Raw genomic sequence first — 22,973 nt, forward strand, 5'->3', positions numbered from 1 at the left:
ATCATCTGTACTGGAACTGTAATGGTCCAAAGTTTAGAGTGTATGCAATGAACTGGCAAGAATTCACCGCGCTGCTGGTGCTGGCCACGGCGATGAGTTTTTCGCCCGGTCCCAACACCACGCTTTCCACCGCCCTCGCGGCCAACGGCGGCCTGCCGCGCGCCATGCGCTTCGTGATCGCCGTTCCGGTCGGCTGGACACTGCTGCTGGTGCTGTGCGCGGCCGGCATCGGCGCGCTGGTGGTGGCGGTGCCTTCGCTGCGCCTGGCCATCAAGGCAGTGGGCGTGGGCTACCTGCTGTGGCTCGCCTACAAGCTCAGCGGCAGCGGCACGCTCGGCCGCGCGGACGGCGCCAGCCTGAACGTCGGTTTCGGCCAGGGCGTGATGCTTCAGTTCGTCAACATCAAGGCCTGGCTGCTCGCGCTCACGCTGGTGGCCGGCTGGATCGCGGGGCAGCCCGATCAGCTCGGCCGATTCGCCATCGTCGCGCCGGTGATGCTGGTCTACGCCTTCGTCAGCAACTTCACCTATGCGCTGGCCGGCGCGCTGCTGCGCGAATGGCTCTCCAAGGGCAAGCGCCTGCTGTGGTTCAACCGTGCGATGGCCCTGGTGCTGGTGCTCACGGCCTGGTGGATGCTGGGCGTATGAGCGCCGCGCCGGGCCGCCCCGAGCAAGCTCGCACCGCAGTGCGAAGCACGGAGGTCATCCAATGAGCACCAGGCTCAACATCAAGGACGAAACGCTCGGCATGTGGCTCGGCGTGATCGGCGTGGCGCTGTTCGCGGTCACCCTGCCGATGACGCGGCTGGCCACCGGCACGCAAGGCGCGCCGCAGCTTTCGCCCTGGTTCGTCACGCTCGGCCGCGCCGCGCTGGCCGGCATTCTCTCGACGATCTTCCTGCTCGCCACCCGCTCGCCGCGGCCCGCGCCGCATCAGTGGAAACCCCTCGGCATGGCGGTGCTCGGCAACGTGGTCGGCTATCCGCTGCTGCTGGGCTACGCCCTGCGAGTGGTCACGGCCAGCCACGCGGCAGTCGTGACGGCGCTCCTGCCCCTCGTGACCGCAGCGGTCGCAGCCTGGGTGCTGCACCAGCGCGCGCGGCTCGGCTTCTGGCTCTGCGCCACGGCCGGCAGCGTGCTGGTCGTGCTGTTCTCGCTGCTGCGCGCCAGCCAGAACGGCCACGGCTTCGGTTTCGAATGGGCCGACCTGCTGCTGGTCGGCGCGGTGGTCGCGGCTTCGTTCGGCTACATCTATGGCGCGCAAGTCACGCCCTCGCTCGGCGCCGAGCGCGTGATCTGCTGGGTCTGCGTGATGGCGCTGCCCGTCACGCTGCCCGCCACGCTGGCTTTGTGGCCGCAGGAACCCATCGCTACATCGGCTTGGCTGGGCTTCGTCTATGTCGGCGTGTTCTCGATGTGGATCGGCTTCTTCGCCTGGTACCGCGGCCTGGTATTGGGCGGCGCGCTGCGCGTGAGCCAGACGCAGCTGCTGCAACCCTTTCTGTCGATCCTCGCGTCCATTCCCATCCTCGGCGAGCCGCTCGACGTGGTCACGCTGGGCTTTGCCATCGCCGTGGTCTGCACGGTGGTGCTCGGCAAGCGCCTTTCGCAGCCGCAGCCCGCGCTTGCCGTTCCGCCGCGCGCAGTGCGGGCCGAACAATCCTGAAATCGCCTCTCACCCCACCCGCCTGAAAGAAGAACCCATGAACTGGAAACTCGCCGCCCGCGCCGCCAAGATGAATCCGTCGGTGCTGCGTGAAATCCTCAAGGTCACCGAGCGCCCCGGCATCATCAGCCTGGCCGGCGGCCTGCCTTCGCCGAAGACCTTCCCGATCCAGGCCTTTGCCGACGCCTGCGCCGAGGTGCTGCACAACGACGGCCAGGCGGCCCTGCAATACGCCGCGAGCGAAGGCTATGCGCCGCTGCGCCAGGCCGTGGCCGACATGCTGCCTTGGAACGTCGATCCCGCGCAGGTGCTCATCACCACCGGCTCGCAACAGGGCCTCGACCTCGTGGCCAAGGTGCTGCTCGACCCGGGTAGCAAGGTGCTGGTCGAAACGCCCACTTATCTCGGCGCGCTGCAGGCCTTCGGCCCGATGGAGCCGCAGCCCGTGAGCGTGGCCAGCGACGAAGAAGGCGTGATCGTCGAAGACCTGGTGGCCAAGGCAAAGGATGGGCGCTTCGTCTACCTGCTGCCCAACTTCCAGAACCCCACTGGCCGCACCATGACCGAAGCGCGCCGCGCTGCCGTGTCCGCTGCCGCAACCGCCGCGGGCCTGCCGATCGTCGAGGACAACCCCTACGGCGAACTGTGGTTCGACGAAGCGCCGCCGCTGCCGCTGACCGCACGCAACCCCGAAGGCTGCATCTACCTGGGCTCGTTCTCGAAGGTGCTCGCTCCCGGGCTGCGCCTGGGCTTCCTGGTCGCGCCCAAAGCCATCTATCCCAAGCTGCTGCAAGCCAAGCAGGCGGTCGACCTGCACACGCCGATCTTCACGCAGCGCATGGTCTCGGCGGTGATGAAAGACAACTTCCTGGATCGCCACGTGCCCACCATCCGCGCGCTCTACAAGCGCCAGCGCGACGCGATGATGGCCGCGCTCACGCGCGAGATGGCCGGGCTGGACGTGAAGTTCAACGCGCCGAAGGGCGGCATGTTCCTGTGGGCGCGGCTGCCCGAAGGCATCGACACGGTCGCGCTGCTGCCCAAGGCGGTGGAGCGCAACGTGGCCTTCGTTCCGGGTGCGCCGTTCTATGCCGGCGAGGGCGATCCGCGCACGCTGCGCCTGTCGTTCGTGACCGCCAGCGTCGAGGAAATCGACATCGCCATTGCTGCGCTGGCCCTGACGCTGCGCGAGGAATTGGCGCTGCTCGCCGAACGCAAGCTCGCGGCCGAGCCGGTCTGAGCCACGACGCAAAGGCACTTCACCATGCACATCGCCATACTTACTTTCGACGGCTTCAACGAGCTCGATTCGCTGATCGCGCTCGGGGTGCTCAACCGCATCAAGAAGCCGGGCTGGCGCGTGACGCTGGCCGCGCCGAGCGCCACGGTCACCTCGATGAACGGCGTCACCGTGCATGCGAGTTCCACGCTCGAAGCGGCCGCCGACGCCGAGGCGGTGCTCGTGGGCAGCGGCATCCGCACGCGCGAAGTCGCGGCCGACCCCGCCATCATGGGCGTGCTGCGCCGGCTCGACGCCACGCGGCAGCTGATCGGCGCGCAGTGCTCGGGCACCCTGCTGCTGGCCAAGCTGGGCCTCTTGGGCGCGGTGCCTGCCTGCACCGACCTCACGACCAAACCCTGGGTGCAGGAAGCCGGCGTCGAGGTACTCAACCAGCCTTTCTTCGCCAAGGGCAACGTGGCGACGGCCGGCGGCTGCCTCTCGGCGCCATACCTCGCGGCCTGGCTCATCGCGCGCAGCGAAGGCGTCGAGGCCGCAAGGAGCGCGCTGCACTACGTCGCGCCGGTGGGTGAAAAAGACGACTACGTGGCGCGCGCGATGCGCAACATCGAGCCGTACCTTCCGCAAGTCGCGGCAACCGCCGCCGCGGCGGCCTGAAAGACGCATTGCAGGTTCACGCCATGATCAGCCTCGCCACGCTCGCGCTCTTCGTTCTGGCCGTGCTGGCCCTGTTCCTGTCGCCCGGACCGAACATGGCCTTCGTGCTCTCGCACGGCGTGGCCCACGGGCCGCGCGGCGGCTTCGCGGCGGCGCTCGGCATCTCGTCGGCCGACCTGGTGCACACGCTCTTCGCGGCTAGCGGCGTCACGGCGCTGGTGGCGGCCTGGCCACCTTCGTTCGACCTGCTGCGCTATGCGGGGGTGCTGTACCTGCTGTGGCTCGCGGCGCAGGCCGTTCGCAGCGGCGGCGGCCTCCCCACCGGTGCGCGTGCGCAACCGTCCGCCTTCTCGCGCATCGTGCGCATGGCCTTTCTCAACAACCTCGTCAATCCGAAGGCGCTGCTGTTCTTCATGGTGTTCCTGCCGCAGTTCGTCGACCCCGCGCGCGGCAGCGTGCCCTTGCAACTGGTGCAGCTCGGCGTCATGCTGTCGGTAGCCGCGCTCGCGTTCAATACGCTGCTCGGCGCATGCAGCGGACAGGTCGGCCGCTGGCTGCAGCGCCGCCCGGGGGCTGAAAAGTTCCAGCGCGGCGTGCTGGCCCTGGTAATGGCCGGCCTGGCCATCCGCCTGCTGCTGCTCGACCGTCCTTCCGTGCCGTCCGCCCTGTCCGCCACACCTGTCCAAGGAAGCTGAACACATGCTCAATATCTGGGGCCGCATCAGTTCGATCAATGTGCGCAAGGTCGTCTGGTGCGCGCAGGAACTCGGGCTCGACTTTCAACGCACCGAAGCTGGCGGCCGGTTCGGCGTGGTGCAGACGCCCGAATACCTGGCGCTCAACCCGAATGCGATGGTGCCCACCATCGACGACGGCGAAGGCAGCGAGCGCGTCACGCTCTGGGAATCGAACGTGATCGTGCGCTACCTGTGCGCCAAGCACTCGCATGGCAAGTGCTACCCGAGCGAATTGCCTGCGCGCTTCGACGCCGAGCGCTGGATGGACTGGCAGCAGACCACGCTCAACCGCGCGAGCCGCGACGCCTTCGTGCAATGGATTCGCACGCTGCCGGCCGAACGCGACCCAGCACTGATCGCGGCATCGGTCCACGCGAGCGAGGCCCTGTTCGCCCTCCTCGACGCGCACCTTGCGCGACAGCCCTTCATGGCCGGCGACCGCTTCACGATGGCCGACATTCCCATCGGCTGCGAAGCGCATCGCTGGTTCGGCCTGCCGCCGGCCGAATACCAGCGCCCCAGTTGGCCGAACCTCGAACGCTGGTACGGCGAAATGATCTCCCGTCCGGGCACGCGCGGCGTGCTCGATCTCCCGCTCGAATGACACGCATGAAATCCCGCCCGTTCAAACAAGTCGACGTCTTCACCGCAACGCCCTACCTCGGCAACCCGCTCGCCGTGGTGCTCGACGGCAGCGGCCTCGACGATGCCGAGATGCAGCGCTTTGCGCAGTGGACCAACCTGTCCGAAACCACCTTCCTGCTGCCGCCGACCGAGCCCACGGCCGACTACCGCGTGCGCATCTTCACGCCGGGTGGCGAACTGCCCTTTGCCGGCCATCCCACCATCGGCAGCTGCCATGCCTGGCTGCAGGCCGGCGGCAAGCCGAAGGCGGCGGGCCGGGTCGTGCAGCAGTGCGCGGCCGGCCTGGTGCCGCTGCGGCGCGAAGGCGAGCGCTTGGCTTTCTCGGCCCCGCCGCTCAAGCGCAGCGCGCCCAGTCCCACCTTGCTGGCCAAGGTGGCGGGCGCGCTCGGCCTCAAGGCACAGCAGATCGTTGCGGCCCAGGTGCTCGACAACGGTCCGGTCTGGTTCGGCCTGCTGCTCAGCGATGCGGACACCGTGCTGCGGCTCGTGCCCGACCATCGCATGCTCAAGGAGCTGGGCGTCAAGGCCGGCGTCGCGGGCGTGCCCGCGGTGGAGGGCTCGTCGATGCTGATCGGCCGGTCGAACCGGGAGGCGCGCGCCTTCGGCGGCAAGGCCGCGGCCGAGGGCAGCCCGAAAATCGATCTCGAGGTGCGCGCTTTCGCGGCGCCCATCGGTGTCGAAGAAGACCCCGTCACCGGCAGCCTCAACGCCAGCCTCGCCGAGTGGCTGATCGCCGACGGCCACATGCCCGCGCGCTACGTGGCTGCGCAGGGCCAGTGCCTCGGACGCGCCGGCCTCGTGTACATCGAGCGCGACGGCGACGGCATGGTGTGGGTCGGCGGCGATGCCGTGACCTGCGTCGACGGCCAGGTCACGCTGTAAGGGCAAGGCACCATGCGCGCGCAGCTCGACCACCTGGTGATCGCCGCCGCCTCGCTGGCCGAAGGCGTGGCGTGGTGCGAGGCCACGCTGGGCGTCGTGCCCGGCCCCGGCGGCGCGCATCCGCTGATGGGCACGCACAACCGGCTGCTGAACATTGCGAGCGACGCGTTTCCCCAGGCCTACCTGGAAATCATCGCGATCGAGCCGGGTAAGCGGCCGTCTCGCCGCGGTACGCGGCGCTGGTTCGACCTCGACGATGCGGTGCTGCAGGCGGGCCTCGCGCGGCGCGGACCGCGGCTGGTGCACTTCGTGGCGCGCGTGCCCGACGCCCAGGCCGCGCTCCAGGCGCTGGCGCACGAGGAACGCGCGCACATCGATCGCGGCCATCTGCTCGAAGCCTCGCGCGACACGCCCGCCGGCCGGCTCGAATGGCAGATCACCGTGCGCGACGACGGCCAGCGGCTCTTCTACGGCGCGCTGCCCACGCTGATCCAGTGGGGCCCCGTGCATCCCACCGATGCCATGCCCGCCTCGGGATTGGCGATGCGATCGCTGCAGGTCACACATCCCCGCGCGGCCGACCTGTCGGCGGCGCTGTCGGCCATCGGCATGGCCGACATGGCCGTGCAACCCGGCGCACCCAACCTCGTGGCCGTGCTCGACACGCCCCGAGGCCCCGTCACGCTTCAATCCGAAGGGCTTTGACCGACATGCTGACCTTGACCGAAATCGCCTGGTTCGCGCTGGCCTCGCTGCTGCTGGCGCTCACGCCGGGGCCGAACATGATCTATTGCGTGTCGCGCACGCTCATCCAGGGCCGCCGCGCGGGACTGATTTCGCTGGGCGGCGTGCTGATGGCCTTCCTGGCGCATCTGTTCGCCGCCGCGCTCGGGCTCACCGCCCTGCTGCTGGCCGTGCCGCTCGCGTTCGACGCGATCCGGCTCGCGGGTGCGGCTTACTTGATGTGGCTCGCATGGCAGGCCGTCAGGCCCGGCGGCAATGCGCCCTTCGAGGCGCGTGCGCTGCCGGCCGATCCGCCGGGCAAGCTGTTTCGCATGGGGTTCCTCACCAACCTGCTGAACCCGAAGGTCGCGATGTTCTATCTCTCGTTCTTTCCGCAGTTCATTCATCCCGAGCGCGGCTCGGTGCTGCTGCAGAGCATGCAGCTGGGCGTCGCGCAAATGGCCAGCAGCGCGGTGGTCAACACCGTGATGATCCTCGGCGCCGCGAGCATCACGGCCGTGCTCTCGCAAAGCGCCGGCTGGCTGCGCGCGCAGCGCTACGTCATGGGCAGCGTGCTGGCCGCGCTCGCGGTGCGCGTCGCGCTGACGGAACGCAAGTGAACAGAATCCGCCGAGCAATCCACCGTCGCTCCTTTGCAACAGATGCGAACGAATCGCATTTAGTTCTTTAGAATTCAGCCCGCCGCATCCAGCGGCCGTCTTTTGGTATTGCCCGCGGGCCGACATTTCGGTCCGCGCGAGCCAAACGCCTCACCCAGATTTTCTTCAAGGCAAGGCACCGCTTTGCTCCTCGTCTCCTGTGGCGAAGAGCAAGGCTGTGCGCGGCTGCCCGTGCGCGATTTTCGATACCTACAAAAACGGAACCGTGCGACATGAAGCCTTCTTCTCAAAACAACCCTGGCCCGCGCCAGCTCTGGCCCCTGTCTCTGCTGGCCGGCGCCGCGTTTGCGTCGCTGTCGGGCGCCGCCCTCGCGCAAAGCGCGTCGAGTGCCGAAGGAGGCACGCTGCCCGCGGTGAACGTCAGCGCCGAAGAGGAGAAAGGCTACTCGCCATCGTCCGGCAGCACCGCCACCAAGAGCAGCGCGCCGCTGCGGGACGTTCCGCAGGCCATCAACGTGCTGTCCGAACAACTGCTGCGCGACCAGGGTGCGGTCTCGATGCAGGACGCCCTGCGCAACGCACCGGGCGTGAGCTTCAACCATGGCGACGGCCAGCGCGACCAGGTCGTGATCCGCGGCTTCAGCGCCATTTCCGACTGGTTCGTCGACGGCGTGCGCGACGACGCGCTGTACTTCCGCGACCTGTCCGACACCGAGCGCATCGAGGTGCTCAAGGGTCCGGCGGCCGTGCTCTACGGCCGCGGCTCCTCGGGCGGACTGATCAACCGCGTGACCAAGAAACCGGTGTTCGACCGCCCTTTCGGAGAAGTCTCGGTAGGCCTGGGCAGCCATGACTACAAGCGCGCCACGGCCGACCTGAACACGCCCATCGGCGAGAACATGGCATTCCGCCTGAACGTGGCACGCGAGAAGTCCGACAGCTACCGCGACCAGCAGTTCACCGACCGCTACAACATCGCGCCCTCGCTCGCGATCAAGTTCACGCCGCAGACCGACCTGCTGCTGCAGTACACGACCCTGCGCGACCAGCGCCTGACCGACTTCGGGATTCCGGCGCTCAACGGCCGCCCGGTCGACGTGCCCATCGGCGCGTACTACGGCTCCGCACATGGCCGGCGCGACGACACCGTGACCAGCCAGGTGCAGACCTTCACCGCCACGTTGAACCACCGCTTCAGCGATGCGCTCAGCCTGCGCAACACCACGCGCTACTCGAGCTACCACCTCGACCGCAACAACACCCTGCCCAGCGGCACCACCGACCCGGTGCGCCTCACGGTCGGACGCACGCGCGGCTTCGTCGACCGCGACGAGAGCGGCTGGTTCAACCAGACCGACCTGACCTGGCGCAACGAGCTCGGCGGCTTCAAGCAGGAGTGGCTGGTCGGCGCCGAGTTCGGCGTGCAACGCAAGCGCCTGTACACCGTCTCCTCGGCCACCGGAGCCCAGCGGGTGAGCCTTTTCAACCCGGTGGCGGACCCGCTGCCGATTCCCGTCGCGAGCTATCTCGCGGACAGCGCGATCCCGAGCAACAGCGAGTTCAACACCGCGGCGCTGTACTTCCAGGACCAGATCACGCTGGCGCCGCAATGGAAGGCGCTGCTCGGCGGACGCTACGACGTGTTCAAGCAGGACACGAGCTTCGAGCGCAAGCTCGCGCCGCTGGAGCGCACCGACCGCAAGTTCAGCCCGCGCGCCGGCCTGGTGTGGCAGCCCGACGCCGTGCAGTCCTACTACGTGTCGTACAGCCGCTCGTTCCAGCCCTCGGGCGAGAACTTTGCGCTGTCTGCCAGCAACCTCGACAACGCGCCCGAGATCACGGCCAACAAGGAGATCGGCGCGAAGTTCGACCTGCTGGACGGCAACCTGAATTTCACGACCGCGCTGTTCAACCTGGAGCGCTCCGGCATCAAGAACACCGACCCGAACAACCCGCGCCGACAGATCAACGTCGGCACGCAGCGCACCAACGGCCTGGAGCTCGCGCTCAACGGCCGCCTGCCCGGCCGCTGGGACGTGAGCGCAGGCTATGCGTACCTCGACGCCAAGATGACGAAGTCGCTCGCCACCGTGAGCTCGCTGCAGCTGCCGGTGGGCGCCGCGATTCCCCTGCAGGGCAAGACCGCCGCGCTCACGCCGCGCCACTCGGCGTTCGTGTGGGCCATGAAGGACCTCGGCCATGGCTTCAGCGCCGGCGGCGGCCTGAACTACGTCAGCGCGCGCTATGCCTCGCTGAGCAATCTCGTGACGCTGCCTTCCTACCTGACCGCCGACCTCGCGGCGAGCTACAAGACCGAGCGCTACGAGATCGCGCTCAACCTGAAGAACATCGCGAATCGCAAGTACTACATCTCGGCGCACGGCAGCGTGGACAACCTGATCCTGCCGGGACCGGGCCGCGAAGTGCAGCTGACGCTGCGCGCGAAGTTCTAGGTGCCAGCGAGCCCCGGCGCAGCGAGTCTCTTCCGGATGGCATTCATCTGTTCGATCTCGCCGCGTTGAGAGCTTGAAATCTGCTGGCACAGCTTCACCAGCTCGGGATCTTTCAGTTGGGCTTCGCGGCACATGAGGATTGCGCCCGAGTGATGCGGCACCATCGAGGCGATGAACTGGCCATCGCCTATCAGGCTCTGCTGCCGCGTACCTGCCAGGGCGGCGACAAACAGCACCGCGAGCCCGACCTGGAGTGCGCCGTTGAGCGCCTTGCTGCGGTACATCCCCCGCATCGTTGCCAGCATGATGATCCCCATGGGCGCCACCATGGTGAGCGCCATGTAGAACATGTTGAGGTTGTTCCGGAAGTCGCCCCAGCCGTCGATCATGGAAAACATCACGAAGTACATGACGATGAGGCTGAGCAGCATGTTCACCGCAAACATCATGTAGGGGTGCGTGCCCCCGTGCTGCGGGGCATGGCCTTGACGTTCCATCGCGTTCTCCTTGTCCTGGGAGCTGAGTGACCGGACGGATATGTTCGGCTCTTGGCAAGCCCCTTCCGCGTGCGCGGAATTCACGCCTCCCGCGACCGCACCCGAGCCGATCGGGGGCTCGCGTGCGAAGCTCAGGGCAAGGGCTGCGTGTTGGCCGTGTCCAGCGGCAGGCGCGACACCTCGGCCAGCAACAACGCAAGCTGCTGCGCGGCCGCGTCAATCACCGCCTGGCCGCGTGGCGCGGTCGCGGCCGCTGCATTGCCGGCCGCGCCCTCTGCGTTGTAGTCCTCCATGGCCCAGCCCAGCTTGGCGCTCTTGCCGTTGCCGAGAATCGCGTAGTCGGCCGCGCGCTGTTCGGAGGTGGAGCGGAAGTTCCTCGCCTCGCCCATGCGCACCTGCTGCGGCGCCAGCGCCAGCATCATCGAGGTTTCGATATCGCCCGCATGCACGCCGAAGCGGTGCTCGTCGGCACCGAACTGCGCGCCCGCAGCGCCCAGCGGAAGATTGAACCAGCTCACGCTGTAGACGATGAGCCCGTGCGCCGCGCGCAGCTCGCGCGCCACGATGTCCATCGCACCCACATGACCGCCGTGCGCATTGAACAGCACCAGCTTCTTCACGCCGGCGCGCGCCACGCCGGCGCCGATTTCCTTCCACATGCGGATCACGGTCTCGGCCGACAGCGAGAGCGTGCCCGCAAAGCGCGCGTGCTCGGGGCTCAGGCCGATCTGCTGGGTGGGCAGGAACAGCACGGGCAACGCGGCCGGCAGCAGCGGCAGCGCCGCGGCCACGATGCCGTCGGCCAGAACGGTGTCCACGCCCAGCGGCAGATGGGGCCCGTGCTGCTCGGTGGCGCCGAGCGGCAACACCGCGACGGTCGCTGCCACATCGAGCGCCGCGAAGTCGCGCGTCGTCAGTTGAGACCAGTGGCGGGGCAGGGATACAGGGGATGCGTTCATCCGCCGATCTTAGAGCGGTGATTCAATCCACGCGACCCCGCCACCGCACGGCTTTTTTCTTCACGACACAAGGACTCTCACATGGATCTCCAGCTCCAGGACCGGCACGTTCTCATCACCGGCGGCAGCAAGGGCATCGGCCTGGCCTGCGCGCTGGGCTTCCTGCGCGAGGGCGCGCGCGTGAGCCTTGTCTCGCGCGATCTGCAGAACCTGGAGCAGGGCCGCAAGACGCTGGTCGAGGCGTTTGCACAGGCCGACGGCCGGGTCTCGGTGCATGCCGCCGACCTCAAGAATCCCGCAAGCGCCGTGGCCGCGCTCGATACGGCCGAGCAGGCCTTCGGCCCGGTCGACGTGCTGGTGAATTCCGCCGGCGCCGCGCGCCGCACGCCGCCCGACGAATTGAACGCCGCCGCCTGGCACGACGCGATGGACGCCAAGTACTTCACCTACATCCACATGATCGATCCGGTGGTCAAGCGCATGGGCCAACGCGGCCAGGGAGCCATCGTCAACGTGATTGGCCAGGGCGGCAAGGTGGCGAGCCCGGTTCACATGGCGGGCGGCGCGGCCAACGCGGCGCTGATGCTGGTGAGCGCCGGCATGGCCGCGGCCTATGCGGCCAAGGGCGTGCGCGTGAACGCAGTGAACCCCGGCCTCACGCTGACCGAACGGCTGCAGGAAGGCATGAAGGCGGATGCAAAGCTGCAAGGCATCGGCAGCGACGAGGCGTTGCAGCGCGCCAAGGCAAGGCTGCCGCTCGGGCGCATTGCGGCGCCTGAAGAAATTGCGAACGCAGTCGTGTTTCTCGCGTCGCCGAAGGCGAGCTACATCACCGGCGCCATCGTGGCGATGGACGGCGCCGTCACGCCCATGATCTAAGCCACGGGCGCCGTCAGCGCGTCGAACTTCGCGGCCAGGAAGTCCACCAGCGCCCTCACGCGCGCCGGCACGAAGCGGCCGCTCGGCATCAGTGCGTGCAGCGGATAGGGCTCGGTGTCCCACTCGGGCAGCAGGTGCACCAGCCGGCCGGCCGCGGTGTCGTTGCGCACGTCGAGCGCCGACTTCAGCGTGATGCCGTAGCCCGCCACCGCCCACTCGCGCGCGAGCGAGGCATCGTCCACGCTGCGGTCGCCTTTCACGCGCACTTCGGTCCATTGGCCGTTCTGCGCGAAGCGCCAGGTGCGGTGGCGGCGCCCCCCGCGGTCGAAGGTGAGGCAGTTGTGGTGCACCAGGTCTTGCGGCGTCGTCGGTGCGCCATGGCGGCGCAGATAGCCGGGCGACGCAGTGAGCAACGGGCTGGTCATGGCAAACGGCCGCGCCACCAGCCGCGAATCGGCCAGCGCCCCGTAGCGCAGCGCCACGTCGACCTCGTCGCGGGTCACGTCCAGCAGCCGGTCGCCGACGGACAGCGACAGCTGCACGCCCGGATGCAACGCAAGGAATTCATCGAACCAGGGCAGCAGCGTGCTGCGCGTGAGGTCCGACGGGGCGGCCACGCGCAGGGTGCCGACCAGCTCGCCGCGGTCGGCCGTGACCAGCGATTCACCCTCGTCCAGCAGCTCGAAGGCGCGCACCGCGTAGTCGAGCAGCGTCTGGCCCTGCGATGTCAGGCGCATGGCGCGGGTCGAGCGCTCGAACAGCCGCGCGCCGAGCTGCGTTTCCAGCCGCTTGAGCGTGGCGCTGGCGGCGGCGGGCGTCATGCCCAGGGCGTGCGCCGCCGCGGTGAGCGTGCCGCCGCGCGCGGTCTGCACCAGCACCTGCAGGTCCGAGAGATTTTCAATCTTCATTTGAAAGTGTTGCTGATTCAGGCGGTCTTATCAATTTTCGGTTGCCATCCTACAGTCGAGCCATCATTCAAGAAAGGTCCTTCGAAATGAAAGCCATCGGCTACTACCAATCCCTTGCCATCGACCACCTCGAGTCGCTGCAGGACATCGAACTGCCCGCGCCCGCGGTCGGCCCGCGCGACCTGCTGGTGCGCGTGAAGGCCATCTCGGTCAATCCGGTCGACACCAAGGTCCGCAAGAACATGGCGCCCGAGGCCGGCCAGGCCAAGGTGCTGGGCTGGGACGCCGCGGGCACGGTCGAGGCCATCGGCGCCGGGGTGAAGAACTTCAAGGTCGGCGACCGCGTGTACTACGCCGGCTCGATCATGCGGCCCGGCACCAGTTCCGAACTGCACGCGGTCGACGAGCGCATCGCGGCCCTGGCGCCCACCAGCCTCGACGATGCCCAGGCCGCCGCGCTGCCGCTGACCACCATCACTGCCTACGAGCTGCTGTTCGACCGCCTCAAGGTGCTGAAGGGCGGTGGCGCGGGGCAGACGCTGCTCGTCACCGGCGGCGCCGGCGGCGTGGGGTCGATCCTGATCCAGCTCGCGCGCCAGCTCACGCAGCTGCGCGTGGTGGCCACGGCCTCGCGCGCCGAGACGCGGGCCTGGTGCCTGGCGCTCGGTGCGCATGCGGTCATCGACCATTCGAAGCCGCTCGCGGTCGAGCTCAAGGCCGCGGGCATCGGCGAGGTCGACATGGTCGCGAGCCTCACGCAGACCGGCCAGCACTATGCGCAGATCATCGAAAGCCTCAAGCCCCAGGGCCAGCTCGCGGTGATCGACGACCTGCCGACGCTCGACGCGATGCCGCTCAAGACCAAGTGCATCTCGCTGCATTGGGAAATGATGTTCACGCGCTCGCGCTTCGAAACGCCGGACATCGCCGAGCAGGGCGCGCTGCTGGCCGAGGTGGCGGCGCTGGTCGATTCAGGCCGCATCCGCACCACCGCGAATGCCAGCTTCGGAACCATCAACGCCGCGAACCTCAGGAAGGCGCATGCGCTGATCGAGAGCGGCACCGCGCAGGGCAAGGTGGTGCTCGCGGGGTTCTGAACACCATCTGCGCACAATCGGCCGCATGGCCGACCGTATCACCCAACCTCCGATCGAATTCGAAACGTCGCGCCTTCGGTTGCGGCAATGGCGCGAGAGCGATCGCTCGCCCTTTGCCGCGCTTGCTGCCGATCCTGAAGTCATGGCGTTCCTGCTGCCGGTTCCCACGCGGGCCGACAGCGACGCATTGGTCGAGCGCTTCAAGACGCGCATCGACGAGAACGGCTGGGGCTTCTGGGCCGTCGAGCACAAGGACTCGGGCGAATTTGCCGGCTTCACCGGCCTCAACGTGCCGGTGGCCACGCTGCCCTTCTCGCCCTGCGTGGAGATCGGCTGGCGCTTCGCAAGAAAGTGGTGGGGCCAGGGGCTCGCGAGCGAGGCTGCGCGCGGCGCGCTGCAGGCCGGCTTCGAACGGCTCGGCTTCGACGAGATCGTGGCGTTCACGGCCGTCGGCAACCTTCGGTCGGCAGCCGTGATGGAACGCATCGGCATGCATGAAGACACGGCCGGCGCCTTCGACCATCCGGCCGTGCCCGAGGGCCACGCGCTGCGCCGGCATCGGCTTTACCGCATCGGCCGCCCTCCGCAACAACGCCGATAACCGCGAACGGCGCTGGCCGCTACTGCGCGGCCGACACGCGCCAGACCGCGTTGCCCACGTCGTCGGCCACCAGCAGCGCGCCGCTCTTGTCGAGTGCCACCCCGACCGGCCGGCCCTGCGCCTTTTCGTCGGCCGAGAGAAAACCGGTCAGCACATCGACCGGCGGGCCGCTCGGCTTGCCACTGGTGAACGGCACGAACACCACCTTGTAGCCGGACTTGGGCTTGCGGTTCCACGAGCCGTGCTCGCCGACGAAGGCGCCGCTCGCAAATTTGGAAGGCATGCCGCGGCCGTCCGAAAAGACAAGGCCGAGGGGCGCGACATGCGAGCCGAGCGCGTAGTCGGGCGCAATGGCCTTGGCGACCATTTCAGGGTTCGGCGGAGTGACGCGCGTGTCCACATGGCCGCCGTAATAGCTCCAGGGCCAACCGTAGAAGGCGCCCTCCTTCACGGAGGTCAGGTAGTCCGGCACCAGGTCGCTGCCGATTTCGTCGCGCTCGTTGACCACGGTCCACAGCGCCTTGGTCTCGGGGTGCCACGCCAGGCCGTTGGGGTTCCGCAGGCCGCTTGCGAACAGGCGCTTCTCGCCGCTCTTCACATCGACCTCCCAGATGGCGGCACGGCCTTCTTCGGCGGCGAGTCCGTTCTCGCCGATGTTGCTGTTGGAGCCGACGGTGACATAGAGCTTGGAGCCCTCCGCATTGGCGATCACGTTCTTGGTCCAGTGGTGGTTGATGCCCGCGGGCAGCGGCGTGACCACGGTGGGCGCCGCGCTGGCCGAGGTCTGGCCTTCGGTGTAGGGCACCTTGACGAGCGCATCGGCATTGGCAATGAAAAGCTCGTTGCCGACCAGCGCCATGCCATAGGGCGAGCTCAGGCTCGACAGGAACACCTGCTTCACTTCGGCCGCGCCGTCTCCGTCGGCATCGCGCAGCAGCGTGATGCGGTTGGGGCTGGGCACGCCGGCACCGGCGCGGCTCATGACCTTGTCCATGACCCACTTGCGGATCTTGGCCATCGGGCCGCTGCCGCCGTCGCTGCTGCCCTCGGGCTTGGGCGGTTTGTTGCTTTCGGCCACCAGCATGTCGCCATTGGGCAGCGTATAGACCCAGCGCGGGTGGTCCAGGCCGCGCGCCAGCGCCTGCACGCGCAAGCCCGCGGCGGGCTTTGGGGCGGCCGCATCGGCCCACCCGACGGCGGTGGCCACGTTGACGGTGGGAATCAGCGTCTTGTGGGGCTCGGCCAGTTGCGGGCGCGGCCCGGTCGTGGCTTCGGGCGCCACCTTGGCGGCTTCGCCGCAGCCGGCCAGCGCCAGTGCGGCGGTCAGCGCGGCGGCCGTTGCGGCCGTGGAGGCCGTCGAGGCCCGCGAGGAAATGGCGATGTCCGGTACCTTCATTCGCTCTCCTTGGTTGGCGCGGCATACGGGCCGCCTCCGGACAAATCTTGCGGACGGCTCCGACATGGGCTGTCGGCCATGGGCGCTTTTTGGCGTGGGCGCACCTCATTCACGCATCACCGCTACCATCGCCGCATGACCGACGACCTGTTCCGCGCCGACGCCTACCTGCGCACCTGCGAAGCCCGCATCCTGCGCACCGACGAGGCCGGCATCGTGCTGGACCGCACCGTGTTCTATCCGCTGGGTGGCGGGCAGGCCGGCGACGCCGGCGTGCTGGCGCTGGCCGACGGGCGCGAAGTGGTCATTGCCGACACCCGCAAGGCGAAGGACGAGGAAGGCCAGCCGACCGGCGAATTCGTTCATGTGCCGGCGCCCGGCCAGGCCGAACTCCTCGCCACGCTGGAACCCGGCAGCGCCGTGACCGCGCGTCTCGATTGGGAGCGCCGCCACCGGCTGATGCGCTTTCACACGGCCAGCCACCTGCTGTGCCATCTGGTGCCGGTGCCGGTGAACGGCTGCTCGATCACGCCCGACTACGCGCGCATCGACTTCCACATGACCGATCCGCTCGACAAGGAAGCACTGACCGCCGGCCTCGCGCGGCTGGTGCAAGCGGCCCACCCGCTGACCGTGGGCGCGATCACCGACGAAGAACTCGACGCCAACCCGGCGCTCGTGAAGAGCATGAGCGTGCAGCCGCCGCGCGGCACGGGCACGGTGCGCACCATCCGCATCGGCGGCGAGGGAGACGCGCAGATCGACTTCCAGCCCTGCGGCGGCACGCATGTTGCAAACACCGCAGAGATTGGCGCGGTGATGGTCACCAAGATCGAGAAAAAGAGCGCCAACAGCCGCCGCGTGGTGCTGGGCTGGGCCGCTTGAGCGACCGAACCGCCCGGAACTTCGCATCGCCCGCCCGCTCCGACTGATCGGCATGATCTTCTCCCGCATTCATTTCTTAGCTACGTTTCTGGTAGCAACCGCCGCAGCCTGCATGCCGGCTGCCGCACAATTGGCCTCCAAACCGGGGGCGGTCGTCACCACCCCCCACGTGCGCGCCGAACTGGTCGCGCACGCGCCCGAAGGCGTGGCGCCTGGCGCACCGGTCTGGGTCGGACTGCAAATCACCCATCAGCCCGAGTGGCACACCTATTGGAAGAACGCCGGCGATTCCGGCCTGCCCACCGAATTGAACTGGACGCTGCCGCCGGGCGTGTCGACGGGCGACATCGCGTGGCCGGTGCCCAGGAAGATCCCGGTCGGCAACCTGGCCAACTATGGGTACGAAGGCACGGTGCTGCTGCCGGTGCCTCTCGAGGTGTCGAGCAATTTCAAGCCGCCGCTGGCCTCGCTTGGCATCGGCTCCGGCGCATCGGCGCTCGACATCCGGCTCAAGGCCACCTGGCTGGTGTGCCGCAAGGAATGCATCCCCGAGGAGGGCGAGTTCACGCTGGCCCTGCCGCTGCAGGGCTCGACCGCGCTGCACAAGGCCGAGTTCGATGCGGCCCAGGCCGCGCAGCCGCAGCCGCTCGACAAGCCCGGCACCGTGGAAGTCAGCGGCAACAACCTGCAGGTGCGGCTCGAAGGCCTGCCCGCTGCCGTCCAGGGCAAGACCCTTGGCTTCTTCCCCGAAACGCCCGAGCTGATCCGCACCGCGGCGGTGTCGGGCAAGGACTGGACGCAAAGCTGGCAGGGCGGCGCCTGGACCGCCACGCTTCCGCTGGCCGATCAGCGCAGCGCCAGTCCCACGACCTTGCCGCTGGTGGTCGCTTTGGCCGAAGCCGACCGGCAGCCGGGCCAGCCGATCGCCTGGCGTGCCGAGGCGCCGGTCAGCGGCACCTGGCCGGCGGCCGCCGTGCCGCGCGCCGAGGTTTCGCCCGCGCTGCAGGCCGCGCTCGCCGCCAATGCAGCAAATGCCGCCGCATCCATCTCGCCCGCGGAGCTGCCGGCCCAACCCGCCGGCACCTTCATCGTCGCGTTGCTGGGCGCCGTGCTCGGCGGCCTGCTGCTCAACCTCATGCCTTGCGTGTTCCCGATCCTGGCCATCAAGGTGCTGGGCTTCGCGCGCCAGGCGGGCAACCGCAGCGCGCACCGCAAGGCCGGGCTGGCCTACACCGCGGGCGTGATGCTCTCGTTTCTCGCACTGGGCGGCGCCATGCTCGCACTGCGCGCGGCAGGCGCCCAGCTCGGCTGGGGCTTCCAGCTCCAGTCGCCGGCCGTGGTGGCCGCGCTGGCGGCGCTCTTCACGCTGATCGGGCTCAACCTGGCGGGCGTGTTCGAGTTCGGCCGCGCGGCACCGTCTTCCGTGTGCTCGGCGCAGGCGAAGCACCCGATTGCCAACGACTTCCTGTCGGGCGTGCTGGCGGTGGTGATCGCTTCGCCCTGTACCGCACCGTTCATGGGCGTTTCGCTCGGCTTTGCCATCGGGCTTCCTGCGACCCAGGCGCTGCTGCTGTTCGCCGCGCTGGGCCTCGGCCTGGCGCTGCCGTACCTGGTGGCGGGCTTCGTTCCGGCGATTGCGCGCCTGCTGCCCAGGCCCGGCCCGTGGATGGGCACGTTGCGCCGTCTGCTGGCGTTCCCGATGTTCGCCACCGTGGCCTGGCTGGTCTGGGTGCTGGGCCAGCAAAGCGGCATCGACGGCGTGGGCACGCTGCTCGCGCTGCTGGTGTGCATGGCGGCCATCGTCTGGGCGCTGACGCTGCGCGGACGCACGCGGCTGGTCATTGCCGCAGTGCTGGTCGCCTTTACCGCGGTGCTCACCGCGGCCATCGGGCGCAATGTGCTGCAGACGGTAGAGCCGGCCCGGCTCGCATCATCGAGTGCCGGCCAGCGCTGGCAGCCCTGGTCGGCCGAACGCGTGGCCGAGCTCATGGGCGCGGGACAGCCGGTGTTCATCGATTTCACGGCCGCCTGGTGCGTGACCTGCCAGTACAACAAGAAGGCCACGCTCGCCGATGCCGAGGTGCTGGCCGATTTCGACGGCAAGAAGGTCGCGATGCTGCGCGCCGACTGGACGCGCCGCGACCCCGCCATCACGGCCGCCCTGACCTCGCTCGGGCGCAGCGGCGTGCCGCTGTATGTGCTGCAGGCGCCCGGCAAGCCGCCGGTCGTCCTGACCGAAATCCTGGGCAAGAACGAGGTGCGCGCCGCGCTGGCCGCGCTTTGACCCCCGGCGTGACATGGGTTGTCACATGCACTTGAGCAAAGCGCTCTAAGCTGTCGCCGTTATTCGTTTTTCTTTTGGAGTTCAAGCTGGCCATGTCACTTTCGCCATCGTCCGACTCGCGTTCCATTCGTGCCGCGCGCCATGCCCGCGCCGCGCTCAGCCGCGCCTCGCGCCGCGCCGTCGTGGCGGCCGCCGTGGCGCTCGGCGCTACCTTCCTGATCGGCAACAACGCCTTCGCAGCGCCTGCGGTGGGCCAGCAGGCGCCCGACTTCGTGGCGGTGGACACCCGCGGCGCCAAGCACAAGCTGTCCGACTTCGCGGGCAAGTTCGTGGTGCTCGAGTGGACCAACCCGGGCTGCCCCTTCGTGCGCAAGCACTACAACAGCGGCAACATGCCCGCCACGCAGAAGGCCGCCACGGCCCAGGGCGTGGTCTGGCTGTCGGTCAACTCCACCGAGCGCGCGGCCAGCGACTACCTGCAGCCCGCCGCACTCGACACGTGGATGAAAACGCAAAAGGCGGCGCCCACCGCGGTGCTGATGGACGAAGACGGCGTCATCGGCCAGGCCTACGGCGCGCGCACCACGCCGCACATCTTCATCATCGATCCCAAGGGCATGCTGGTGTACGCGGGCGGCATCGACAGCATTGCGTCGGCCCGGCCCGACGACATCAAGACCGCGACCAACTACGTGAACCAGGCGCTCGGCGAAGCCTTCGGCGGCAAGCCGATTTCGGCCGCATCGACGCGGCCCTACGGCTGCTCGGTGAAATACAAGAGCTGAAGAAGCCGCCAATGACAGGTACCTGACCACGGCGGTCAGGCGGCGGTCGGGAACCCCGGCCTACCCTTGGACGAACTACATCGCCCAAGGGGACAACGAGATGAATCCTGCGCACTCCGCCGCGCAATCGGGCACGGCCGCCCACGCCTCTTCAGGCATTGCCGCTTCTTCTGCTGCTTCCTCCTCCTCCTCGAAATTCGCCACCGTGCTTCGCGTGACGGGCGGCAATTTCATGGAGATGTTCGACTTCTTCCTGTTCGGCTTCTACGCCACGCAGATCTCGAAGGCCTTCTTTCCGGCCGGCGACGAGTTCGCCTCGCTGATGCTGACCTTCATGACCTTCGGCGCGGGCTTCCTGATGCGGCCGCTGGGCGCGATCTTTCTCGGCGCGTATGTCGACCGAGTGGGCCGCCGCAAGGGGCTGATCGTCACGCTTGCGCTGATGGCGCTCGGCACGCTGCTCATCGCCTGCGTGCCGGCCTACGCCACCATCGGCTTTGTGGCGCCGCTGCTGGTGCTGGTCGGACGGCTGCTGCAGGGCTTCTCGGCCGGCGTGGAACTCGGCGGCGTCTCGGTCTACCTGTCGGAAATGGCCACGCCGGGACGCAAGGGCTTCTACGTGAGCTGGCAGTCGGCCAGCCAGCAGGTGGCGATCATCGTGGCGGCAGCGCTCGGCTACTGGCTCAACGTGACCTTCACCTCGCAGGAGATCGGCGACTTCTACTGGCGCATTCCGTTTTTCGTGGGCTGCCTGATCGTGCCGGTGCTCTTCATCATCCGCCGCTCGCTGCAGGAGACCGAGGAGTTCATGGCGCGCAAGCACCGCCCGGATGCGCGCGAGATCTTCCAGTCGATGATCGCCAACTGGGGCCTCGTGGTCGCCGGGATGATGCTGGTGTCGATGACCACCGTGTCGTTCTACCTGATCACGGTCTACACGCCCACGTTCGGCAAGTCGGTGCTGCACCTGAGCACGACCGATGCGCTCGTCGTCACGCTGTGCGTGGCGATTTCGAACTTCATCTGGCTGCCGGTCATGGGCGCGCTGTCCGATCGCGTGGGGCGCAAGCCGCTGCTGATCCTGTTCACGGCGCTGACGATCCTCACCGCCTACCCGTCGCTCAAGTGGCTGGTGGGTGCGCCGAGTTTCGCGCGCATGCTCGAGGTCGAGCTGTGGTTGTCGTTCCTCTACGCGAGCTACAACGGCGCGATGGTGGTGGCGCTCACCGAGGTGATGCCGGTCAATGTGCGCACAGCAGGCTTTTCACTGGCCTACAGCCTGGCGACGGCGCTGTTCGGCGGTTTCACGCCGGCCATTGCCACGGGGCTGATCGAAATGACCGGTGACAAGGGCGCGCCGGGGCTGTGGATGACGGCGGCCGCTGCCTGCGGGCTGATCGCCACGCTGGTGCTGTATCGGCGCCAGGTGAATCCGGCGGATTCGGTGCGGGTGCCGGTGGTTTGATTTCGGTTGGTTCTCACTCGGCCCTGTAGGTCCGGGGCGGCGCTCCCGCCGACGGGGTACCTTGCTCCGCGAATGTCCTCCGGCCAGCGGCCTCCCCCTTGATTTCGCTGCGCAAGGCACCCCATCGACGGGAGCGTTATGCGCAGCAGTTGTTGATCGGCCAGCACAAGCGCCGCGTCCATGGTGCACAGGGCATCGGGTGCTCCCCGCAGCGAAATAAAGGAGGGGCGGGCTCAATCCGTCGATGCAACACTTCAACGACGAATCGAGGTGTTAATTGACGAAGAGCACAGGTCAGCGAGTTCATCCGTCGGCTGCGCAGCAGCGGCAGATATGGGATCGATGGAAGCAAGGCGAGCGGATCGCCGAGATCGCCATGGCGTTGAGACGCCCGGTGCCCTCGATACAGACGTGGATCGGCAAGGCAGGCGGCTTTGCCCCTCGAGAGTGCCATCGCGCGCCTGGCGCCTTGACGCTGCGCGAGCGCGAGGAGATCTCGCGTGGACTCTCGACGGGCGAGTCGATACGCTTGATCGCGGCGCGGCTGTCCCGCAGTCCCAGTACCGTCTCGCGAGAGATCCAGCGCAATGGGGGACATGCCCGATATCGCGCGATCAGTGCCGACGAAGCGGCCTGGCACAGGGCCAAGAGGCCCCAGTGCTGTCACCTGCAGCGCCACCCCGCGCTTGCGCTGGAAGTCGCTGGCAAGCTCAGACTGTGCTGGTCGCCCGAGCAGATTTCGGGATGGCTCAAGCGCCAGTTCCCCGAAGATGGCGGAATGAACGTCTCGCACGAAACGATTTACAGAACGCTTTTCGTCCAGGCCCGTGGTGCCCTCAAGAAGGAGCTGACGGCCTATCTTCGAGAGCACACCAGGATGCGGCGACCCCGTGTGCAGTCGCCCCCGCCTGGGCCCTATCGCATCAAGGACCTGGTCTCCATCAGCCAGCGTCCGCCGCAGGCCAATGACCGCGCGGTGCCGGGCCACTGGGAAGGCGACTTGCTGTTCGGAACGCTCAACTGCCAGGTCGCAACGCTGGTGGAGCGCCATTCGCGTTACCTCATCCTGGTCAAGGTGGACGGCAAGGACACCAACAGCGTGGTTGCAGCCTTGAGCCGTCAGGTCAAGAGATTGCCTGCGGGGCTGATGAAGACCCTGACCTGGGACCGGGGCAGCGAGATGGCCGCTCACCGCAAGTTCTCCATGGCAACCGATGTGGATGTGTACTTCTGCGACCCACAGAGTCCGTGGCAGCGTGGCTCCAACGAGAACACCAATCGGCTGCTTCGCCAGTACCTGCCCAAGGGCAAGGACTTCTCTCACCTCACGCAGGCCCAGTTCGATCGCATCGCCAATGAAATGAACGGTCGACCAAGACAGACACTTGGCTTTGCCAACCCTGCTGAGGTACTCTGGCAGGCCGTTGCATCGACGGGTTGAGCCCGCCGGAGCCGAAGGCGGGGGACATTCGCGGAGGGGAGTACCCGGTGGCCTGTGCACGCGCCCTGAACAACAGCACCCCGAACAACAGCGCCCCCAACAAAAGCGCCTCAAACAAGAGCCCCCGAACAGCGGCACTCGAAGAGAAAGCCCA

Annotated in this window: 22 protein-coding genes; 18 read left to right on the plus strand and 4 right to left on the minus strand. The window is 68.0% G+C overall.

Going from position 1 to position 22,973, the window contains the following annotated elements; translation table 11 throughout:
- The first annotated feature begins 47 nt into the window (after window positions 1–47).
- From QFZ42_RS21590 to QFZ42_RS21635, 10 genes are all read left to right on the plus strand, one after another.
- The gene (locus tag QFZ42_RS21590) at window positions 48–647 is read left to right on the plus strand and encodes a LysE family translocator (RefSeq protein WP_307702931.1); all 600 of its coding nucleotides are present in this window, start codon (window positions 48–50) and stop codon (window positions 645–647) included.
- A 61-nt stretch (window positions 648–708) separates the two neighbouring features.
- Window positions 709–1,665 (plus strand): DMT family transporter, encoded by a 957-nt coding sequence (locus QFZ42_RS21595; protein ID WP_307702932.1) that lies wholly within the window; start codon window positions 709–711, stop codon window positions 1,663–1,665.
- Between the two features lie 37 nt (window positions 1,666–1,702).
- Window positions 1,703–2,905, plus strand: coding sequence for an aminotransferase-like domain-containing protein (locus tag QFZ42_RS21600; protein WP_307702933.1), 1,203 nt, complete (start codon window positions 1,703–1,705; stop codon window positions 2,903–2,905).
- Between the two features lie 24 nt (window positions 2,906–2,929).
- Complete coding sequence (locus tag QFZ42_RS21605; RefSeq protein ID WP_307702934.1) at window positions 2,930–3,562, plus strand: DJ-1/PfpI family protein; 633 nt, start codon at window positions 2,930–2,932, stop codon at window positions 3,560–3,562.
- Window positions 3,563–3,585: 23 nt separating this feature from the next.
- On the plus strand, window positions 3,586–4,257 hold the full coding sequence (locus tag QFZ42_RS21610) for a LysE family translocator (protein ID WP_307702935.1): 672 nt from the start codon (window positions 3,586–3,588) through the stop codon (window positions 4,255–4,257).
- 4 nt (window positions 4,258–4,261) lie between these two features.
- A complete protein-coding gene (locus tag QFZ42_RS21615) occupies window positions 4,262–4,903 on the plus strand; it encodes a glutathione S-transferase family protein (RefSeq protein WP_307702936.1) in 642 nt (213 codons plus the stop codon).
- A 5-nt stretch (window positions 4,904–4,908) separates the two neighbouring features.
- Window positions 4,909–5,826 (plus strand): PhzF family phenazine biosynthesis protein, encoded by a 918-nt coding sequence (locus QFZ42_RS21620; protein WP_307702937.1) that lies wholly within the window; start codon window positions 4,909–4,911, stop codon window positions 5,824–5,826.
- Window positions 5,827–5,838: 12 nt separating this feature from the next.
- Window positions 5,839–6,531: a VOC family protein gene (locus QFZ42_RS21625; RefSeq protein ID WP_307702938.1), complete on the plus strand. Its 693-nt coding sequence runs from the start codon at window positions 5,839–5,841 to the stop codon at window positions 6,529–6,531.
- Between the two features lie 5 nt (window positions 6,532–6,536).
- Window positions 6,537–7,169 carry a LysE family translocator gene (locus QFZ42_RS21630; RefSeq protein WP_307702939.1) on the plus strand — a complete coding sequence of 211 codons (633 nt, stop codon included), beginning with the start codon at window positions 6,537–6,539 and terminating at the stop codon, window positions 7,167–7,169.
- Window positions 7,170–7,441: 272 nt separating this feature from the next.
- Complete coding sequence (locus QFZ42_RS21635; RefSeq protein WP_307702940.1) at window positions 7,442–9,622, plus strand: TonB-dependent receptor; 2,181 nt, start codon at window positions 7,442–7,444, stop codon at window positions 9,620–9,622.
- Here the strand turns inward: QFZ42_RS21635 and QFZ42_RS21640 are convergent.
- Together QFZ42_RS21640 and QFZ42_RS21645 are read right to left on the minus strand one after the other, a co-directional pair.
- Window positions 9,619–10,053 carry a DUF305 domain-containing protein gene (locus QFZ42_RS21640; protein WP_307704283.1) on the minus strand — a complete coding sequence of 145 codons (435 nt, stop codon included), beginning with the start codon at window positions 10,051–10,053 and terminating at the stop codon, window positions 9,619–9,621. The genes QFZ42_RS21635 and QFZ42_RS21640 overlap by 4 nt on opposite strands.
- 197 nt (window positions 10,054–10,250) lie before the next feature.
- Entirely contained in the window at window positions 10,251–11,078 is an 828-nt protein-coding gene (locus QFZ42_RS21645) for a creatininase family protein (protein ID WP_307702941.1), read from the minus strand.
- 81 nt (window positions 11,079–11,159) lie between these two features.
- Between QFZ42_RS21645 and QFZ42_RS21650 the strand changes: the two genes are divergently transcribed.
- Window positions 11,160–11,957, plus strand: a complete 798-nt coding sequence (locus tag QFZ42_RS21650; RefSeq protein ID WP_307702942.1) for an SDR family oxidoreductase — start codon at window positions 11,160–11,162, stop codon at window positions 11,955–11,957.
- Here QFZ42_RS21650 and QFZ42_RS21655 read toward each other — a convergent pair.
- Window positions 11,954–12,865, minus strand: a complete 912-nt coding sequence (locus tag QFZ42_RS21655; protein ID WP_307702943.1) for a LysR family transcriptional regulator — start codon at window positions 12,863–12,865, stop codon at window positions 11,954–11,956. The two genes, QFZ42_RS21650 and QFZ42_RS21655, sit on opposite strands and share 4 nt — an antisense overlap.
- Window positions 12,866–12,951: 86 nt before the next feature.
- Between QFZ42_RS21655 and QFZ42_RS21660 the strand changes: the two genes are divergently transcribed.
- Window positions 12,952–13,962, plus strand: coding sequence for a zinc-binding alcohol dehydrogenase family protein (locus tag QFZ42_RS21660; protein WP_307702944.1), 1,011 nt, complete (start codon window positions 12,952–12,954; stop codon window positions 13,960–13,962).
- Window positions 13,963–13,987: 25 nt separating this feature from the next.
- Window positions 13,988–14,563 (plus strand): GNAT family N-acetyltransferase, encoded by a 576-nt coding sequence (locus tag QFZ42_RS21665; RefSeq protein ID WP_307702945.1) that lies wholly within the window; start codon window positions 13,988–13,990, stop codon window positions 14,561–14,563.
- Window positions 14,564–14,582: 19 nt separating this feature from the next.
- Here the strand turns inward: QFZ42_RS21665 and QFZ42_RS21670 are convergent, their stop codons facing one another.
- A complete protein-coding gene (locus QFZ42_RS21670; protein ID WP_307702946.1) occupies window positions 14,583–15,959 on the minus strand; it encodes a PQQ-dependent sugar dehydrogenase in 1,377 nt (458 codons plus the stop codon).
- A 135-nt stretch (window positions 15,960–16,094) separates the two neighbouring features.
- Between QFZ42_RS21670 and QFZ42_RS21675 the strand changes: the two genes are divergently transcribed.
- The 5 genes from QFZ42_RS21675 to QFZ42_RS21695 all read left to right on the plus strand — a co-directional run bounded on the left by QFZ42_RS21675 (window position 16,095) and on the right by QFZ42_RS21695 (window position 22,819).
- Window positions 16,095–16,844, plus strand: a complete 750-nt coding sequence (locus tag QFZ42_RS21675; RefSeq protein ID WP_307702947.1) for an alanyl-tRNA editing protein — start codon at window positions 16,095–16,097, stop codon at window positions 16,842–16,844.
- Window positions 16,845–16,956: 112 nt separating this feature from the next.
- Entirely contained in the window at window positions 16,957–19,128 is a 2,172-nt protein-coding gene (locus QFZ42_RS21680) for a protein-disulfide reductase DsbD family protein (protein ID WP_307702948.1), read from the plus strand.
- Between the two features lie 92 nt (window positions 19,129–19,220).
- On the plus strand, window positions 19,221–19,913 hold the full coding sequence (locus tag QFZ42_RS21685) for a redoxin domain-containing protein (RefSeq protein ID WP_307702949.1): 693 nt from the start codon (window positions 19,221–19,223) through the stop codon (window positions 19,911–19,913).
- A gap of 100 nt (window positions 19,914–20,013) precedes the next feature.
- A complete protein-coding gene (locus QFZ42_RS21690) occupies window positions 20,014–21,378 on the plus strand; it encodes an MFS transporter (RefSeq protein WP_307702950.1) in 1,365 nt (454 codons plus the stop codon).
- Window positions 21,379–21,655: 277 nt separating this feature from the next.
- Window positions 21,656–22,819, plus strand: coding sequence for an IS30 family transposase (locus QFZ42_RS21695; RefSeq protein WP_307702951.1), 1,164 nt, complete (start codon window positions 21,656–21,658; stop codon window positions 22,817–22,819).
- Window positions 22,820–22,973 lie beyond the last annotated feature (154 nt).

The organism is Variovorax paradoxus, assembly GCF_030815855.1.
GTDB classification, from domain to species: Bacteria; Pseudomonadota; Gammaproteobacteria; order Burkholderiales; family Burkholderiaceae_C; genus Variovorax; species Variovorax paradoxus_M.